At 60.9% G+C, this 16,163-nt stretch carries 17 protein-coding genes, 1 tRNA gene and 1 pseudogene; 14 read left to right on the top strand and 5 right to left on the bottom strand.

Annotation, left to right across the window (positions count from 1 at the left end):
• The first annotated feature begins 24 nt into the window (after positions 1-24).
• From EGH25_RS04790 to EGH25_RS04775, 4 genes are all read left to right on the top strand, one after another.
• Positions 25-1,767 carry an ATP-binding protein gene (locus tag EGH25_RS04790; RefSeq protein ID WP_266086507.1) on the top strand — a complete coding sequence of 581 codons (1,743 nt, stop codon included), beginning with the start codon at positions 25-27 and terminating at the stop codon, positions 1,765-1,767.
• A 78-nt stretch (positions 1,768-1,845) separates the two neighbouring features.
• Positions 1,846-1,917, top strand: a tRNA-Ala gene (locus EGH25_RS04785).
• 505 nt (positions 1,918-2,422) lie between these two features.
• Positions 2,423-3,109 carry an RAD55 family ATPase gene (locus EGH25_RS04780; protein WP_266086686.1) on the top strand — a complete coding sequence of 229 codons (687 nt, stop codon included), beginning with the start codon at positions 2,423-2,425 and terminating at the stop codon, positions 3,107-3,109.
• Positions 3,106-3,525 carry a DUF8057 family protein gene (locus tag EGH25_RS04775; RefSeq protein WP_266086506.1) on the top strand — a complete coding sequence of 140 codons (420 nt, stop codon included), beginning with the start codon at positions 3,106-3,108 and terminating at the stop codon, positions 3,523-3,525. The genes EGH25_RS04780 and EGH25_RS04775 overlap by 4 nt, the downstream gene beginning before the upstream one ends.
• A 109-nt stretch (positions 3,526-3,634) precedes the next feature.
• Here EGH25_RS04775 and EGH25_RS04770 read toward each other — a convergent pair whose 3' ends face one another.
• Positions 3,635-4,264: a DUF4763 domain-containing protein gene (locus tag EGH25_RS04770; RefSeq protein ID WP_266086505.1), complete on the bottom strand. Its 630-nt coding sequence runs from the start codon at positions 4,262-4,264 to the stop codon at positions 3,635-3,637.
• A gap of 131 nt (positions 4,265-4,395) precedes the next feature.
• On the opposite strand from EGH25_RS04770, the gene EGH25_RS04765 reads away from it, so the two are divergent.
• Genes EGH25_RS04765 through EGH25_RS04735 form a run of 7 tightly spaced genes read left to right on the top strand, consistent with a single transcriptional unit; the run spans position 4,396 to position 9,948 of the window.
• Complete coding sequence (locus tag EGH25_RS04765; protein WP_266086504.1) at positions 4,396-4,908, top strand: TlpA family protein disulfide reductase; 513 nt, start codon at positions 4,396-4,398, stop codon at positions 4,906-4,908.
• Positions 4,905-5,558, top strand: coding sequence for a cytochrome c biogenesis CcdA family protein (locus EGH25_RS04760; RefSeq protein WP_266086503.1), 654 nt, complete (start codon positions 4,905-4,907; stop codon positions 5,556-5,558). The genes EGH25_RS04765 and EGH25_RS04760 overlap by 4 nt, the downstream gene beginning before the upstream one ends.
• A gap of 40 nt (positions 5,559-5,598) precedes the next feature.
• Positions 5,599-7,221, top strand: coding sequence for a COG1361 S-layer family protein (locus EGH25_RS04755; RefSeq protein WP_266086502.1), 1,623 nt, complete (start codon positions 5,599-5,601; stop codon positions 7,219-7,221).
• Between the two features lie 2 nt (positions 7,222-7,223).
• Positions 7,224-8,120, top strand: coding sequence for an ABC transporter ATP-binding protein (locus EGH25_RS04750; RefSeq protein ID WP_266086501.1), 897 nt, complete (start codon positions 7,224-7,226; stop codon positions 8,118-8,120).
• A complete protein-coding gene (locus EGH25_RS04745) occupies positions 8,113-8,904 on the top strand; it encodes an ABC transporter permease subunit (RefSeq protein WP_266086500.1) in 792 nt (263 codons plus the stop codon). Before EGH25_RS04750 ends, EGH25_RS04745 begins: the two co-directional genes overlap by 8 nt.
• 54 nt (positions 8,905-8,958) lie before the next feature.
• The gene (locus EGH25_RS04740) at positions 8,959-9,498 is read left to right on the top strand and encodes an O-methyltransferase (RefSeq protein ID WP_266086499.1); all 540 of its coding nucleotides are present in this window, start codon (positions 8,959-8,961) and stop codon (positions 9,496-9,498) included.
• A gap of 3 nt (positions 9,499-9,501) precedes the next feature.
• Positions 9,502-9,948: a TIGR00725 family protein gene (locus EGH25_RS04735; RefSeq protein ID WP_266086498.1), complete on the top strand. Its 447-nt coding sequence runs from the start codon at positions 9,502-9,504 to the stop codon at positions 9,946-9,948.
• On the opposite strand, the gene EGH25_RS04730 is transcribed toward EGH25_RS04735, so the two are convergent.
• Positions 9,933-10,928 carry an AI-2E family transporter gene (locus EGH25_RS04730; RefSeq protein WP_266086497.1) on the bottom strand — a complete coding sequence of 332 codons (996 nt, stop codon included), beginning with the start codon at positions 10,926-10,928 and terminating at the stop codon, positions 9,933-9,935. The two genes, EGH25_RS04735 and EGH25_RS04730, sit on opposite strands and share 16 nt — an antisense overlap.
• A 69-nt stretch (positions 10,929-10,997) precedes the next feature.
• Positions 10,998-11,900 carry a phosphatase PAP2 family protein gene (locus EGH25_RS04725; protein ID WP_266086496.1) on the bottom strand — a complete coding sequence of 301 codons (903 nt, stop codon included), beginning with the start codon at positions 11,898-11,900 and terminating at the stop codon, positions 10,998-11,000.
• Here EGH25_RS04725 and EGH25_RS04720 point away from each other — a divergent pair.
• Entirely contained in the window at positions 11,899-12,858 is a 960-nt protein-coding gene (locus EGH25_RS04720) for a phosphoadenosine phosphosulfate reductase family protein (RefSeq protein WP_266086495.1), read from the top strand. The genes EGH25_RS04725 and EGH25_RS04720 overlap by 2 nt on opposite strands.
• Before the next feature lie 39 nt (positions 12,859-12,897).
• Positions 12,898-13,053: pseudogene (locus EGH25_RS12285) on the top strand (antitoxin VapB family protein); the annotation flags it as partial.
• A gap of 19 nt (positions 13,054-13,072) precedes the next feature.
• Here EGH25_RS12285 and EGH25_RS04710 read toward each other — a convergent pair.
• Positions 13,073-14,413, bottom strand: a complete 1,341-nt coding sequence (locus EGH25_RS04710) for an alkaline phosphatase family protein (protein WP_266086494.1) — start codon at positions 14,411-14,413, stop codon at positions 13,073-13,075.
• Between the two features lie 105 nt (positions 14,414-14,518).
• Here EGH25_RS04710 and EGH25_RS04705 point away from each other — a divergent pair, with 105 nt between their 5' ends.
• A complete protein-coding gene (locus EGH25_RS04705) occupies positions 14,519-14,650 on the top strand; it encodes a hypothetical protein (protein ID WP_266086493.1) in 132 nt (43 codons plus the stop codon).
• 1 nt (position 14,651) lies between these two features.
• Here EGH25_RS04705 and EGH25_RS04700 read toward each other — a convergent pair whose 3' ends face one another.
• Positions 14,652-15,992 (bottom strand): hemolysin family protein, encoded by a 1,341-nt coding sequence (locus EGH25_RS04700; protein WP_266086492.1) that lies wholly within the window; start codon positions 15,990-15,992, stop codon positions 14,652-14,654.
• Positions 15,993-16,163 lie beyond the last annotated feature (171 nt).

Raw genomic sequence — 16,163 nt, 5'->3', positions numbered from 1 at the left:
GTCGCTCCGTGCGCATCTGGGTGTATGTCAGGGTCGGATCTCGGAGACTTCGAGGACGAGGTTAGCGACGTAACCGGAACCGACGGACAGGAAGCCGACGGCTTCGACCGTATGGATACCGACCCGCCGTCACCACAAGGTCTCGGTGTGGTCTGCGCGGGCGACGGTATCGAGGTCGGCGACGACCCCCGCCTCAAGGCGTACGTCACCGTCGGAAACAGGGAAGGTATACGTGTCGGACGTTACCTCGTCGTGACCTACCCCGACGATGAGGTACTTCTGACACGTATCGGGGGTCTACGTTACGCACAGCAGTTCGACACCGACGACGCGAACGAGATACAGGCGCGCCGTGCGATGAAGTCCGACGGCGTCGACGAGGCTGACTACAAGTTTATCGCGTCACTCGAAGCCGTCGCCGTCGTGTCGGGCGACGACCGCAGGATGCCCGACCGCGTGCCTAAGCCCAACGCCAGCGTCGAACGCGCCACGGACAAGGGGGCGATGAAGACGGGTCTCGACATACCGTCGGACGGCGTCTTCGTCGGACATCTCGCCGTCGGCGGAAGGAAGGTACGTACCTCAGCCTCGCCGCCCACGATCGACTACCGTCTACACGACGACTACGGCGACGCCGAACCCCTCGTTTTCAGACATACCCTGATCGCGGGCGGGACGGGAAGCGGAAAGAGCCACAACGCAAAGAACGTCCTGCGCCAGTTCCTCGGTTCGCGTTACCGCGTCGACGGTGCGCGTCGCCGCCCCGCTGTCGTCGTCTTCGATCCTCAGAACGAGTACGCACAGATGCACGACGACCCCGACGTAGACGACGAGACGAAACGGCGCTGGGAAGCGGAGGGCGTCGAGTACGGCGGATACGAAGACACGACGGCATTCGTACCCGATGTAGACGGCTTCGACTACGACGCCAACCACCGCGCACCCCAGATTGAGTTCTCCGTACCTTTCGAGATGGCGGACGAAAACCCGTGGTTGCTCGCGGGCGCGGAGCTAAGCGAGCAACAGACGATGGTTCTAAGAACGCTCCTCACCGACTACTTCCGCGCCGCCGACGAACCGACGTACGAAGACTTCTCGGACTTCGTGATGGATCCCGCGAACGCCGAGGAGTATATCGAAACCGGGAGGGCGCACGAGGCGACGTACAACGCACTCAAACGGAAGGTCGCCGAGAACCCTATCTTCTCACGCGTATTCGATCAGCCCGCGCCCCCGGTCACCGACGACGAGATACTCGACCGTTTCGTACGTCCCGGAGCGCTCAGCGTCGTACCGACGTACCACGTAACCAAGTCGCGCGCCGAGGAGGTCGTCGTACTCGCGCTCGCATCGCTTCTCGTCGACAACAAGCTATCGACGGGCGGGCGCGAAAATATAAAGGAGACACCCCTCGTCCTCGCCCTCGACGAGGCGCATAACTTCCTCGCCGACACGGATACAGCGCAGGGACGCGTTATCAAGGGCAGGTTCGCGGAGGCGGCGAAACAGGGACGTAAGGAGCGCCTCGGTCTGTTCCTCATCACGCAGGATCCCGGCGACATCGCAGACCCCGTCTTCAAACAGGTAAACACGCGTATCGCGCTCAACCTCGGCGACGAGGACGCCATACGCAGTCTCAACATACCGTCCGAACTCGAAGACCGCGTACCGTACATGGGTAAGGGCGAGATGGTCGTCTACTCCCCCGACAACTCCGAACCCGTCGAGGTCGTCGGACTCCCCGACGCCGTGACACGTCACGACTGACGGCACAGACTCGAGACGCCGTCGTCTCTCGGTCTACAAAGCAAGATATAAGCCCCGGTCGGACGTAACACGAACCGCGGGCCCGTAGATCAGGGGTAGATCACCCCCTTGGCATGGGGGAGGCCGCGGGTTCAAATCCCGCCGGGTCCAGAGTGGATTCTTGCCCGTATCCGGTGCCACCAAAACGCCCGATAGCGTAGCCCCGATTCCGCTAAAACTGTTCCTGCCGAAACAGAGTACGTGCCGGACTCTACCGTGGGTTGGTCAAGTTGTCCTTTTGGAGTACGGAGGTGTTCAGATGAGAAGATGTTTTAAGATGAGGGTAATTTTACTGTATAGTCGTTGAGGTATCCAGCCGATTTGAGCTGGTCCATACTCGTCTTTTTACGGAGCGACGTTGGCTGACTTCTCGATCGTCTTAGCTACGCTGTCACAGTCGTACTCTACCATCACCTGCGTCACCAACTCAAACCCCTCATCGTCAATCGTAATAGCACGGAGGTCTTCCGATATTAACTTACAGTAAGTTCTTTGCTGTAATATACTTTCGCTTATTTGAACACTGCCGTTATGTATGACGCCGTTAAGATACTCTATCAACAGCAGTACCTCCAAAGGGTGGGGGATTTTTATGCAACAGTTCGTTATAGGTAGTATGCGCGTTTCAACAGGGGTTCCGGGGTTTGACGAGCTTACTAACGGTGGACTGATACAGGACAGGCTCTACGTAATAAGCGGCCCCCCTGGAAGCGGAAAGACGACGTTCTGTTCGCACTTCGCTACCCAGGGGGTCGGTCTAGGTGAGAAGACACTGTTTGTCACCCTACATGAGACACAGGAAGAGCTGACCGATGACATGGGTAACTACAGCTTCGGGTTTGAGAGAACCTTAGACTCAAGCAACTTCCGTTTCCTCAACCTACACTCGGAGATAGATGATCAAACGCTTATTGAGTTCGGGAGGGGAGGCGGCGTCACACAGAGACTTACCTCCTTGATAGACTCGAACAACATCGATCGGGTAATAATCGACTCGATGATACTGCTCGATTACTTCTTTAGCGATGCCTCGGAGGAAGTCACCGGATTCCTTACAGAGCTGAAACAGACTGACGCGACGGTACTACTTATATCCGAGATGACGGATCCGAGCTCTTACTCGGACGAGCACTACCTGTCTCATGGGGTTATATTCCTACATAACTTCCTTGAGGGAGGGAAGATGAAAAGAGGGATACAGGTAATAAAGATGAGAGGTACAGACATAGATACTGATATACGCAAGGTGTCTTTCTCCGAGGATGGGTTGCAGGTTCATCCGGAACAGAAGGTGGAGTCTTGAGTACCCTGTACGAACGACTGTTCGGACGCGACTGGGACTCTATAACCCCCGACGAGGCTCTAAAGCGGGCTTATGTACTGGGGGTCACATCCTCCACAGGGAAGGACTGTGAAGACGAGCTTGAGAGGTTGCTAACTGAGTTCGAAGGAGGCAGAGACGAGAGCCTAATAGAACTCGCATTTGACGAGGGGGTTCATCATGACTCTGATACCCAACGGAAAGACTCACCGAACGGGTTTGCAGACGAAGGCTGGGTGAAGTCCGTGAGAGATACTATCGAGAATGAAAAGGATATGCGCGCCGATCCTGAGGGCTCCGACGCCCCGGATGCACTGTCAAAAACAGGAGCGCTCGATCGGTACAGCCCCGACAGCACCGATGCGACCAAGTTACCGGATCTTCTACGAAGGAGATAAGAAGCTTCCTCGGTACGCGAACTGTGGTATACTCCCGCTTGTCTGAACACCGGTTGTTCAGCCCCACCGACCCGGTAGCGTGACACGCAGGGGGTAGAACACCTCACCGTTATATAAAGCAGTCGTCCTGCGAGTAGGCTTCGCCCGCCTCCTGTGCGGCTTCGAGACACCTGTTCTGTACGGCATCGAAGTCGCTCTGGAGACGGCTGACCTGGTTATCGAGCGTATCGACCTCGCTCCGGAGGCTCTGCACGTCGCCCTCCAGACGGTCGCGCTCGTCGCGCAGGTTCTCGACGCCCCTCCGTATCTCCGAAAGCGAGTCTCCGCCGTACCCGATTTCGTTCGCGAGGTTCCGTACACCGTTTCTCAGATCCTGAAGCTCTCCACGTGTCTCCTGTAGGTCGGAACGCGCCGACTGAAGACGGCTCTCCGTCTGCTGTATCTCGCGCTGGAGCTGTGTGTTACGTTGCTCGACGTCGCGTATCTCCTGTTCGACGCCTGTCAGATCCTCTATGTCGGTACGCGCCTGCTGTAGCTCCTGCTCCGTCGAGTCGAGTTCGCTCCGCGCGTCGCTCAGCTCCGCCTTTAGCTCCTCAACCCTCTCCTGTCGCTGGTCGACGTTCTGATCCATCGATTCGAGTTGCTCCTGATAGTAGACGGTCGCGCCCGCGACGGCGGCGACCGAAACCACGACGACGAGGAGCATAAGCACGTTTATCTTGCTTCCGACGTACGTCATCCATCCGTGCTACGTCCGCGTCCCGAATATGGTTTGCGGAGGAAAGTTAGAGAGACGTACCTCTGAGCTTTTAGGTTTGGGGGTCGTATGTTGAGTGATGGAAACCTCACGCAGGTCACGGGGCGGTATGCGTGCGTAGACGTGACTTCGTCGCGGGCGCGCTCGGCGTTACAGCCCTCGGTGCGGGCGCGGCGTACAGCCGTATGCAGGGTGACGAATCCGTGAAGCCCGTAGAGGTCGAGACGCTCGACGCGCCGGGTAGCGAAGAGGGCGTTGCGCAGGTACCACGACGCGGCGAGGTCACGTTCGTCGAGTTCTTCGCAACATGGTGCACCGTCTGCGAAGGTATGATGGACGAGGTCGCTAAGGCGCACGGTGAGGTCGGCGACGGTGTACAGTTCCTTTCTGTCTCTAACGAACCTGTCGGTCATACGGTCACGCGCGACGAGGTCGCCGACTGGTGGCGCGAAAACGGGGGTTCGTGGACGGTGGGCGTCGACGGCGACCTGCGTCTCACCGAGACGCTCGACGCCGCGGGTGTACCGACGACAGTCGTGGTCGACGCCCGGAACCGTGTCGTCTCGTCCGGGACGGGACGTAAGACGGCGGACGAGATAGTCGGGTCTATCGAGTCGGCTCTATGACGGCTGAGTTCGCCGGAGGTATGAGCGTCGCACTCGGCGCGGGTATACTCACCTTCTTCTCGCCGTGCGCGTACGCACTCCTCCCCGGATACGTCGGCTACTACGCCGCGACTCAGGAGGGTGACGAAACGCCGCTCGGTGGCGCTCTTCTACGTGGTCTCGCCGCGAGCCTCGGTGTTCTCGTCGTCTTCGCCGTCCTCGCTGTCGTCGCAGTCGGTGTAGGGAACGCACTCGAACCCTATCTCGTCTATCTCGAAGCCGGCGTCGGCGTCGTACTCGTCGTCTTCGGAGTTGCCGTCGTCTCAGGACGCGGATTCGGATGGCATGTCGAACTACCCCGGAGACGTGCGACGGTCGCGGGGTTCGTCGGTTTCGGCGCCCTGTACGCCGTCGCGGCGGCGGGATGTGTCGCGCCCGTCTTTATCTCCGTCGTTCTTCAGTCGGTGACGTACTCACCCGTCGGAACCGTCGCAGTGCTCGGAACGTACGCCGCGAGCTTCGGTGTTCTCATGGTCGGCGTCACGGTGGCGACTGCGGTGGGGCACGGGTTCGGTGTCGAAAAGGTCGGCGGTTACGCCCGAAAGGTGGAGAAGGCGGCGGGTGTCGTCATCGTCGCCGCGGGCGTGCTCCAGATATACCTGTCACTCTGACGGGGTAAGACTGATACACCGCCGGCGTTAACTGTAGGCGATGCGCTCTTCTACAGTACTGTTTGCTTTCGTCACAGTCGCCGTCTTCGCGGTCTTCACGGGCGTCGGTGCCGCACAGGAAGACGTGTACGTACGCGGCTCCGGTTCAGGCGAGGTTGTCGGAAACCCGGATCTGGAGGTTGTCGTGTCCGAGGGCGTGCTCACACCGGGCGAGGAGAACGTCGTCGAGTTTCATATACTCAACGAAGGAAGCATACGCCGGTCGGGTCCGCCCGAGTACGTCGACAGGGTGACGACAGCGCGTGCGACGACGGTTGAGTTCACGAGCCGTAACGACGGTATCGAGGTGGTTACGGCGAAGAAGCCCGTCGGTGACGTTCCGCCGGGCGCGACGGGTCCTTTCGAGGTACGTCTCGACGTTGACGAGGGTATAGACGCGGGTACGTACGGTCTTTCGGCGCGTGTCGAGTACGACTACACGCGGATCGTCGAGTACGGCGACACGAGCAGTATGAGCGATATACGGGAGGACGAGCGCCAGAGGGTGGAGCTACGTGTAAGAAACGACGCGCGTTTCGACGCCTCGGCGAGAACAGGGACGCGTATAGGCGAATCGGGCGACGTAACAGTGGCCTTACACAACACGGGCGAGGGGACGGCACGCGACGCGACGGTCAGGGCTGTTTCACCCGACGGCTCCATGAGGTTCGACGGCGCGACGAACGCCTCCGTCGACGCGGGCGACGTGCCATCCGGAGAAGCCGTCGGTACCGAGCTACCCGTGTCTTTCAGCCGTGACACGAACCTCCGTCCGCGCCCCATCGACCTCCGCGTTATGTACGAGGATCGGCGCGGCGTCGACCGTGTCGCGCGGACGACCGCATCCGTATCGCCTGAGCAGGAGCAACGTTTCTCTCTCCGTAACGTCGAAGCGCGTCTGCGCGCAGGTGGCGTTGGACGTGTTTCGGGCGAGGTCGTCAGCCTCGGAGGGGATGTTGAGGACGTCGTCCTGAAAGGCGTCGGTGACAGGTTCGAGATACGTGGCGACGGCGTAGCCCTCGGTGACATGTCGGGGAACGGGACACGCCGGTTCTCGTTCCGCATCTCCTCGCCCGTGGGTGTAGTCTCGGAGGTACCGTTCGTCGTAGAGCCGGCGTACACGCGCGACGGGGACAGGTACGTCGCCGACGAGCTACGTTTCGACGCCAGAGTGGACGAGACGCGCGACGCGTTCGGCGTTACCGCCGTCGAGGGTGAGGCGGTGGTCGGACCCGGAGCCGAGACGGACGTCGTCTTCGAGCTAACCAGCCGTCTCGACGACCCCGTTAGCAACGTGTCGGTCGGTGCTGAGTCGGGCGAACCCGTCGAGATAGAGTACACGGAGGCGTTCGTCGGCGACGTGGAGCCGAACGGTTCGGCTGAGGTCGTCTTCGTCGTCGACGCAGAGAGCGATGCGACGACGCGTCCCTACCCGGCTTCGTTCACGGTCAGGTACACCGACTCGACGGGTGAGACGTTGACGACGAACTCGGTGGCGCGTCTCGAAGTAGCTGAAGGCGAGGGTTCGGCTCGTTACGAGAACCTGATACTCCTCGGCGTCGTAGCCGCGCTCCTCATCGGTCTGGGGTGGTGGGTCTACGGCAGGGATATGATAGGTGGGTGAGTATGACGGCGAAAGCGATCCATGTAGACGGTCTGAGCAAGTACTACGGCGATGTTAAGGCGAACGAGGAGGTGAGCTTTGAGGTCGAAACGGGCGAGATATTCGGCTTCCTCGGTCCCAACGGTGCGGGAAAGAGTACGACGATACGTCTCCTTCTCGGCTTCCTCAAGCCTGACAAAGGCGACGCGCGTATACTCGGCTACGACGTTACCGACGGCGACGCGCTTGTCGAGGCGAAACGCAAAGTCGGCTACGTGCCGAGCGGTTCGAGCTTCCACGAGAAGATGACGGGCGACGCCATACTCGACTACTTCGAGTCGATGCGGGGCGGCGAGAGACGCGACGAACTCGCCGATACGTTTACGCCGCCTCTCGGACGGAAGGTGGGCGAGTACTCGACGGGTAACAAGCAGAAGCTCGCTCTCGTACAGGCTTTTATGCACGACCCCGACCTCGTCGTAATGGACGAGCCAACGAGCGGTCTCGACCCGTTGGTGCAGAGACGTGTCTACGAATTCCTTCTCGACGAGACCGACGCCGGAACGACCGTCTTCTTCTCATCACATATACTTAGCGAGGTCGAGAAGATAGCCGACCGCGTAGGCGTAATACGTGACGGCGAGATGGTGGGTATCGAGGATATCGACGAGGTGGTCTCGATGAGCGGTAAGGTTCTGGAGATAGAGACCGCGGGACGTGTCGATACCTCGGCGTTCGAGATAGAGGGTGTAGAGAAGGTCGAGTTAGAGGAGCCTACCGAAGGCGGCGAGACGCGTCTAAGCATGGTTGCGACGGGGAACTACGACGCGGTGATGAAACGTATAGCCGAACAGACGGTCGTCGACCTTTCGGTGCGCGAGACGACACTCGAAGACCTGTTTATGCATTACTATGCTTGAGACGGCGCGTTTCGAGGCGCGGAGACACGCACGCCGGGCGATCGCTGTCGGCGTCGCCATGTCAGGCATGGTCGGGTTGGTCGTAGGTATCTTCCCTTCCGTACAGGAGACGGAGGGGTTAGAGAGCTACGTACAGGAGCTACCCGACGCTGTGTCGGCGGCTGTAGGCGGCGACGTCTCCATCGCCACCGTGGAGGGCTTCCTCATCATAGAGGTATACCGTATGACGTGGATGCTTATACTCGGCGCGTACTTCGCGTACTCGTCGGCTTCGCTTATCGCGGGCGAGGTGGAGAACGGGAGTATCGAACTCACGCTGATGAACCCGGTACGGAGAAGACGTATAGTCTTCGAGAAGTTTCTTTCGACCGTCCCCGACGCCGTCGTCGTCTCCCTTCTGACGCTCGTTACAGTCGTCGTCTCCGTCGAAGCCATAGGCGAGTCGGTGGAGCTAACGAACCTCGTTCTTCTCCATTCGGTCGGTGCCGTCTACCTCATGGGATGCGCCTCGTTCGGTGTCCTCGTCTCGTGTGTCGTCGACGGTGAACAGCGCGCACAGGTTCTCGGCTTCGGGGGTATCGCAGGCATGTACATCGTCGAAGCCGTGACACGCGACACCGACAGCGACGCTGTAGGTCTTTTTACTCTCCCGCGGTACTTCGACCCTAACTCGATTCTCATAGAGGGCGAGGTTGACGGGGGCGAAACGGTCGTCCTTGTCGTGGCTACGGTTATCTTCGTCTGGGCGGCGTCGTTGATCTTCGAACGCGTCGACACGGGATGAAGCAACAAACACCGCCTTCGTCAGTTCCTTATACCGACGGCGCTACCTTCGAACATGTACTTCGCGGAGGAGAACGACCGTCTGAAGGAGATAGTACGGCGTATCGCCGAACGTAGCCCCGGCAGTGTAACACCCCGACCCGTCGACGCCCTCGTCTACAGCGTCGTGCGCGCCACATCACCCGACCGTTGTCTCGAAATCGGTGCGTACGAGGGGACAACGTCGCTCTATATAGCGCAGGGTCTCGCCGACGAGGCGAACGGAGAACTCGTCGCCGTAGAGGTCGAAGAGTCGAGCGCACGCGGCGCGCGTAAACACGTCGAGGGGGCGGGCGTCGGTGACCGTGTCGAGGTTGTCACCGACGACTCTCTTGAGTACGTACCGACGCTCGAAGGCGGATTCGACCTTATCTTCGTATCGACACCGACCAAACAGCACGCCGAGGAGTACGAGAACGTCCGTCCGCTTCTCTCCGACGACGCCTACCTCGGTATCGACAACGCCGACGGTTCGCCAGCGGTCGAGAAGGCACGCGACGACGGTATGGACGTTCTAACCTTCGACGACTGGTCTTTCGCCCTCGCGCAGAACTGACGTATGCGCGTGAGCGTCATAGGCGGTTCGACCGTCGACGACGAGACGTACGACGAGGCGCGCGAACTCGGACGCCTCCTCGCCTCGCGCGGACACACGGTCGTCTGCGGCGGATACGGCGGCGTCATGGAGGCGGTATGTCGCGGCGCAAAGGAGGAGAACGGACGTACCGTCGGCGTTCTCTCCGGGGACGACACTGACGAGGCGAACGACTACATCGACGTACCCGTGGCGACCAACATGGGGCACGCGCGTAACGCGCTCGTCGTCCTAAACGGCGAGGCGGTCGTCGCAGTCGACGGAGCGTACGGAACACTTTCGGAGATAGCCCACGCGCTCGTACTCGGAAGGAACGTCGTCGGTCTGTGTACGCACGACGTAGAAGGTGTCGAGGAGGTACGGACACCGCACGAGGCGGTCGAACGCGTCGAGGCTCAGAGCGACTCGTAGTTGTTCTTGTAGACTGCGAGGGTGGCTTTGAAAGCGCCGAGTATCACGGGTCCTATGAAGAGACCGATCACCCCCATGGCGTAGATGCCGCCGAGAACGCCGACAAGGACGACGCCGGGGTTGAGACCCATGTCACGGTCGACGAGGTACGATCGGAGGTAGTTGTCCGAAAGGCTGACGAGAGTGACACCGTAGACGGCGAGCGCCACGCCCGCGCCGACCTCTCCCGTGAGTGCGAGGTAGACGGACGCAGGACCCCAGACGAAGAAGACGCCGACGATAGGTAGTATGGCGAGGAACACCATCATGAACGTCCAGAAGAGGGCGTTGGGGACGCCGACGGCTACGAGACCCACGCCCGTGAGCACCGACTGAACGACGGCGACGAGCAGATGACCGTAGACGACCGCCGCCGTCATCTCGCCGAGACGGTCGTAGAGACGGTCGGCGATTTCGGGCGGTAGGGGGAAGACATCCTTCGACCATACGACGAACTCCTCGCCGTCCTTGAGGACGTAGTAGAGTAGGAAGATGAACAACGTGGTGCCGAGAAGGACGCGTGAGACGAGACCGAAGACCTGTGATAGACTGCCGACGAGTGCACGTCCTATACGTTCCACCGCGGAGCCGAGCGTCTCGGAGATATCGACCCTGTCACCCGTGTACTCGTATACAACGTCTTCGACGGCGGTGACATCGAAGGTGGCGTCGATATTACGCGAAAGCTCCACGGCGTCCTGTACGACCACGACGCTCGCAACCGTCAGAGGTACGACGAGAAGGAAGAGGGCGAGTACGATAGGTAGGAACGACGAGACGCTTTCGCCGAGGTACGGTCTGAGCCTCTCCTTCATCGGGTAGAGCACGTATCCGAGGAGAACGGACGCGATTATGTACTCGACGAACGGTAGGAGTACGAGAAGCGCGAGCAACGACGAAACGGTTATGATGAGGAGCAGGAAACCGCGGCGCTGGTTCATAAGGTTTCGTCGTACGCGTGAGACATAAAGATGGGCGCAACTACGTTTCTCCACAGCGTCGGCGCGTACCTACAACCACTGGCGCACCCTCTCCATGGCATGAGGCGCGAGGAAGACGCCGGCGGTCGCGGTAGCGTACACGCCCGTCTCGGCGAGTGTCGCCGTCCCAGCCGGGAGTACCATACCCAGAGCAACGGCGGGGAGTAGTGCGACGAGGACGGCGTCTCCGTCGGTCAGTAGGTCGGCGAAGTCGTACCTGTCGGCGACGGCGTGGTAGGCGACGTAGCCGCCGAGGGGTATACCGACGGCTTCTGCGAGACGGTATTCGGAGCCGAGTGCGACGCCGATGGTGGCGACAGTAACCGCGGCGGAGAAGGCGATCTCGGCGTCGTAGCCGTCGTAGCTGACGACGGCGAGGTAGACACCCCCGACGGCGACGCCCGCGACGACATCGACGGGGAAATGTACGCCGATAGCGACGCGCGACAGTGCGACGAGACCGACGGTGACCGCCGCGACTGCGTAACGGGCGCGACGGCTTGCGACATCGACCGTCTCCGCGAGCGCGAACAGTACGACGGTGGAGCCAAGAGCGTGACCGCTCGGTAACGCGTACCCCGACTCCGCAACGGCGTGTAACCCTGTCGGCGGTCGGGGGCGCGCTATGGCACCCTTGAGTCCCGCGGTGAGACCGACCGCCCCGGTGGCGAGACCGAAGACGAAGCCCCCCGTTTCGTCACGCCGCGTGTAGTAGAAGCCGACGACAAGGAGACCGAGTAAGACGGGGTCTCCGAGATGGGTGACGACAACAAAGACGTCACGCACCGCGGGTGGGAGGATATCCTGAACCGCCCTGACAGCGTCGACCCCTCCGACATCCGTCATGTACCTGACCACCGTCTTGTCGAACGTGAATCTGTCGGTAGTCCAAGACGCCAGATTCTTGTCGAACCACGAGGTACGTAGCCGCATGTCAGAAGGCTTCCCGGAGTACGTCGACGTGGAGTACACCGACGGAGAAGGTGAGTCGCCGAGCGACTACACGACGCTCGACCGTAAGATGCAGAAGGCGATAGAGGTGACGACGAAGGGTCTGGAGGAGTACGACAACCCCGCCGTTATGTGGACGGGGGGAAAGGACTCAACGCTCACACTCTACTTCATAAAGGAGGTCGCCGACGAGTACGGATTCGACACGCCGACGGCGGTCTTTATCGACCATTTCCAGCACTTCGACGACATCATAGGCTTCGTCGAGAAATGGGCGGACGAGTGGGGCATCAACGTCGTCTATGCACGCAACAACGACGTGCGCGAACTCGCCGACGAACCCGGCGACGAGGTACGTGTCGAGGATCTCAACGAACAGAACCAGCACCACGTGCGCGAGATTCTGGAGTACGAGGACGATACGTTCCCGTTCCTCCTCGACACTTACGTCGGCAACCATCTTCTCAAGACCGTGCCGCTCAACAACGCTATCGAAGAGCACGGAATCGACGGCATCATTTCGGGCGTCCGGTGGGACGAACAGGAGGCGCGCGAGGACGAGACCTTCTTTTCGCCGCGCCACGACCCCGACATCTACCCGCCCCACGATCGTATCCACCCGATTCTCCAGTTCGACGAGGAGGCGGTCTGGGACGCGTTCTGGAACTACGTCGTACCCGAGACGGTCGAAGGCTACCCCGACGAGGGCTACGTGCCGCAGGGCTACGACGACCTTCCCGTAGGTATCACGCAGGACGACGTGCCCGTCTCGCCCAAGTACTTCGAGGGGTTCCGTTCGCTGGGTAGCGAGGTTTCGACCGAGAAGAGCGCGCAGGAACCCGCATGGCTACAGGATCTCGAAGGAACGACCGAGCGTGCGGGACGAGCGCAGGACAAGGAGGATCTGATGGAGCGTCTCCGCGATCTCGGGTATATGTGACAACAGCCTTTTGACCGAGGTCTGTGTACCTGTACGTATATGGTCAGTAAGAACATCTCGCTGACCGACGAGGCGTACGAACGTCTGAGGAGCAGGAAGGAAGAGAGCGAGAGCTTCACGGACGTCGTTCTACGTCTCACGTCGGACGACCCCGAGGACTTCTCCGACCTCGCGGGGAAGGGTATCGACACATCGTTCGACGAGCTAAACCTTCCTACTGAACCAGAGTCTCGCCGTCGGTCGGTTCAGGCGCGTCGATATCCAGAAGGTCGAGGACGGTCGGCGCTACGTCGAGTATGTCGGCGTCGGTCGCGTCCACGTCCGCGCCCTCAACGAGGAACGCGGCGTCGTCGAACGTATGCATGCCGTTGCGCGCGCCTTTCGAAAATACCTCCGCATCGGCGTCGAAGCCCGCCTTGAGGTCGTGTCCGCGCGTCGGTATGGCGACGAGGTCGGGCGTGCGTTCGTAGCTGTCGCCGTCGTAGGCGTCCTCTCTGCGCACGACACGTTCGACGACCGGCTCGCCGTCGGGGTCTTCGAGCGCGCGGAGTTCGTCGGCGAGTTCGTCGCGTGCGTCGTCGTACTCGTCCTCGGAGACGGTGCCGCGCGGTTCGCGTCCTTCGAGATTGATGTAGAAACGTCCGGGTATGAGCGAGTAGGCGCGTGTACCGCCTTCGATGTCGTCGAGCGAGTCGCCGTCGTCAGGGAGCGACATCCAGCCCTCACGCCGAAGCCACGCGTTGAGGTCGACCTCGTAGTCGAGCGTACAGAATCCGTGATCCGCCGCGATTATGAGCACCGTCTCGTCGTCGAGACGTTCACGTATACCGCCTATCACCTCGTCGACGCGTTCGTAGAACTCGACGAACTCGTCGGCGAGCTCTCCGTCGCGGTCGTAGTCCTCGTAAAGGAAATGGTTGACGCGGTCGGTCTCCATCACGACGCCCCAGAACAGAGACCAGTCCTCGTCCATGAACTGGTGGAAGGAGTCCTCTCGGGATTCGAGCGTCTCGTAAGCGTCGTCGAGAAACTCGCGCTTGTCCTCGTGCCCCAACGACGCGTCGGTGTCGATACGGTAGTCCGATGACTTGAGGTACTCTACGACGCGTTCGTCGGCGGAGGCGTCGTCGACCGTCGGCGTCAGGAAGCCGGATACGAGCGTCCCTTCGATGTCCTCGGGTTCGTACGTCACGGGAACGTTGAGGACGACGGAGCGCTCTCCCGCATCGCCCACGACGTTCCAGACGCGTTCGCCGTCGACGTGTTGCGACAGAGGGACGTACGTCTCGTAACTACCCTGCCTGCGCTCCTGAAAGCCGAGAACGCCCGTCTTTCCGGGGTTCGTCCCTGTCGTCATCGCAGGCCAACACGCGCTTGATTCCGGGGGTACCGTAGAGTCGATTCCCGCGAACGTCCCGTTCTCGGCTATCTCGGCGATGTTAGGTGTGAAGCCGCGTTCTATACCGTCGCGTAGAACCCGCGCCGGTACGCCGTCGATGCCGACGAAGGCGACGCTCGGTCCATCATCCCCTGTGAACTTGTCGAGTAGACCCATGGAAGCAAAACGTCCCCCTTGATTTAAAGGGATACGGATCGGAGACGGACGGCGAGTATTTCCGCGAACGAGGGTTTAATGTACGTAGCGCGCGTACAGTAACCGATGACAGACGGTAACGAGAAGGGCGACAGCGGTCAAGACTCCTTCGACGAACTCGACGACGGTGCGGGATGCGCCGAGATATGGGAGAAGCTGAGCCGGAAGAGGCGTGAGGAACGCCTATCCGACGACTGAGCTATCCGTCGGATCCTTCTTTCCCTCGGACGACGACCTCGGAGACGCGCGCGCCGTCGACGCACGTGACCTCGACGACGTGTCCGGGTGTCTCTACGGTGTCGCCGACCTCAGGGACGCGGCTTAGACGGTCGAGTACGTAACCGCCGACCGTCTCAAAACCCTCGCTCTCGAACCGCGCGCCGAGTTGGTCGTTGACAGCCGAAAGGGAGACGCCGCCGTCGACCTCGTAGCCGTCCTCGGTTTCGCGTACACCGGGTTCGCGTTCATCGACATCGAACCCGTCGCGCAGGTCGCCGACGACCGCCTCGACGGTATCCTCAACGGTCGCTATACCTTCGAAAGAACCCCACTCATCGACGATCCCAGCCATCTGCTGGTGTTCCTCGCGGAACCGGAGGAGGAGGTCGTTTACGGTCGTCGTCTCAGGCACGACGACGATCCCGCGTGCGATGTCTTCCGCGGTTGTGTTGCTCCCTTCCGCCGTCGTGTCTTCGTCCAACTTCGCGGTCGCGCGCAGGATATCCTTTGCGTCGACGAAGCCGACGACGTCGTTGGGGTCGTCGGAGGCGACGACGGGGTACCGCGTATGTCCTTCATCCAGGACGGTCTTCGTGAGTTCGGCGAGCGACGCGTCCGCGGGCACGCTCACGACGTCGGGTAGGGGTACCATAACTTCGCGGACGACGATGTCGTCAAGTTCGAAGACGCTCTCTATCATGTCGACCTCGACGGTGTCGACGTGCCCCTCCTCGCCCGAACGCGCGAGGACGCGGCGTATCTCACGCTCTTCGAGCGTCTCCTCCGTCTCCGATGCGGGCGGCACGCCGAAGAGCGACGTGAAGCCGTTCGCCGTTCCGTTGAAGACGACGAGTCCGGGGTAGAACAGGAGGTAGAAGAACTTCATGGGCGGCGCGACGAAAAGCGACAGACGTTCGGCTTCTGCGATTGCGACCGTCTTGGGCGCGAGCTCGCCGAAGACGACGTGGAGGAACGTAATGAAGCCGAATCCGAGAGCGAAAGCGACGAGGTGCACGGCGTCCGCGGGAAGCAACGGCGAGACGACGGGTTCGATGAGCGACGCGACGGCGGGTTCGCCGACCCACCCGAGACCGAGCGACGCTATCGTGATGCCCAGCTGTGTCGTGGCGAGGTAGTCGTCGAGGCTGTCCATCACCTCCTGTAACGTCGCGGAACCCCTGCGCCCTTCCTCGACGAGGCGTTCGACGGCGGTCGCGCGGACACGTACGAACGCGAACTCCGACGCTACGAAGAAGCCGTTGAGCAGTACGAGGAAGAGTGCCACGAGGAGACGCGTAACCGACAGGGCGACGTCTACCATCGTAGCCTCCCGACGACGTTGGGTTGCGGTGCGGTCATACGGATACGTCCGTTTCGTCGGTTAAAAAGCGGACGGATATCCGCGGCGCTTGGGAACGCGAACAGGCTAAGGACACACGGTATCGTCCTGCCTGCTCGGTCCCGCGGTAGATTTTATGTGCGACAGACGTTC

The sequence above is a fragment of the Halorutilus salinus genome, assembly GCF_026242195.1.
GTDB lineage: Archaea > Halobacteriota > Halobacteria > Halobacteriales > Halorutilaceae > Halorutilus > Halorutilus salinus.
Note: the sequence above shows the minus strand (reverse complement) of the source record. Positions and strands in the feature narration are given on the sequence as shown.

Bases quoted from the DNA above. Each gene is read 5' to 3' on its own strand.
- EGH25_RS04790 (WP_266086507.1), top strand. From the start codon at position 25: ATGTCAGGGTCGGATCTCGGAGACTTCGAGGACGAGGTTAGCGACGTA.
- EGH25_RS04780 (WP_266086686.1), top strand. From the start codon at position 2,423: ATGCGCGTTTCAACAGGGGTTCCGGGGTTTGACGAGCTTACTAACGGT.
- EGH25_RS04770 (WP_266086505.1), bottom strand. From the start codon at position 4,264: ATGACGTACGTCGGAAGCAAGATAAACGTGCTTATGCTCCTCGTCGTC.
- EGH25_RS04760 (WP_266086503.1), top strand. From the start codon at position 4,905: ATGACGGCTGAGTTCGCCGGAGGTATGAGCGTCGCACTCGGCGCGGGT.
- EGH25_RS04755 (WP_266086502.1), top strand. From the start codon at position 5,599: ATGCGCTCTTCTACAGTACTGTTTGCTTTCGTCACAGTCGCCGTCTTC.
- EGH25_RS04750 (WP_266086501.1), top strand. From the start codon at position 7,224: ATGACGGCGAAAGCGATCCATGTAGACGGTCTGAGCAAGTACTACGGC.
- EGH25_RS04745 (WP_266086500.1), top strand. From the start codon at position 8,113: ATGCTTGAGACGGCGCGTTTCGAGGCGCGGAGACACGCACGCCGGGCG.
- EGH25_RS04740 (WP_266086499.1), top strand. From the start codon at position 8,959: ATGTACTTCGCGGAGGAGAACGACCGTCTGAAGGAGATAGTACGGCGT.
- EGH25_RS04735 (WP_266086498.1), top strand. From the start codon at position 9,502: ATGCGCGTGAGCGTCATAGGCGGTTCGACCGTCGACGACGAGACGTAC.
- EGH25_RS04730 (WP_266086497.1), bottom strand. From the start codon at position 10,928: ATGAACCAGCGCCGCGGTTTCCTGCTCCTCATCATAACCGTTTCGTCG.
- EGH25_RS04720 (WP_266086495.1), top strand. From the start codon at position 11,899: ATGTCAGAAGGCTTCCCGGAGTACGTCGACGTGGAGTACACCGACGGA.
- EGH25_RS04725 (WP_266086496.1), bottom strand. From the start codon at position 11,900: ATGCGGCTACGTACCTCGTGGTTCGACAAGAATCTGGCGTCTTGGACT.
- EGH25_RS04710 (WP_266086494.1), bottom strand. From the start codon at position 14,413: ATGGGTCTACTCGACAAGTTCACAGGGGATGATGGACCGAGCGTCGCC.
- EGH25_RS04705 (WP_266086493.1), top strand. From the start codon at position 14,519: ATGACAGACGGTAACGAGAAGGGCGACAGCGGTCAAGACTCCTTCGAC.
- EGH25_RS04700 (WP_266086492.1), bottom strand. From the start codon at position 15,992: ATGGTAGACGTCGCCCTGTCGGTTACGCGTCTCCTCGTGGCACTCTTC.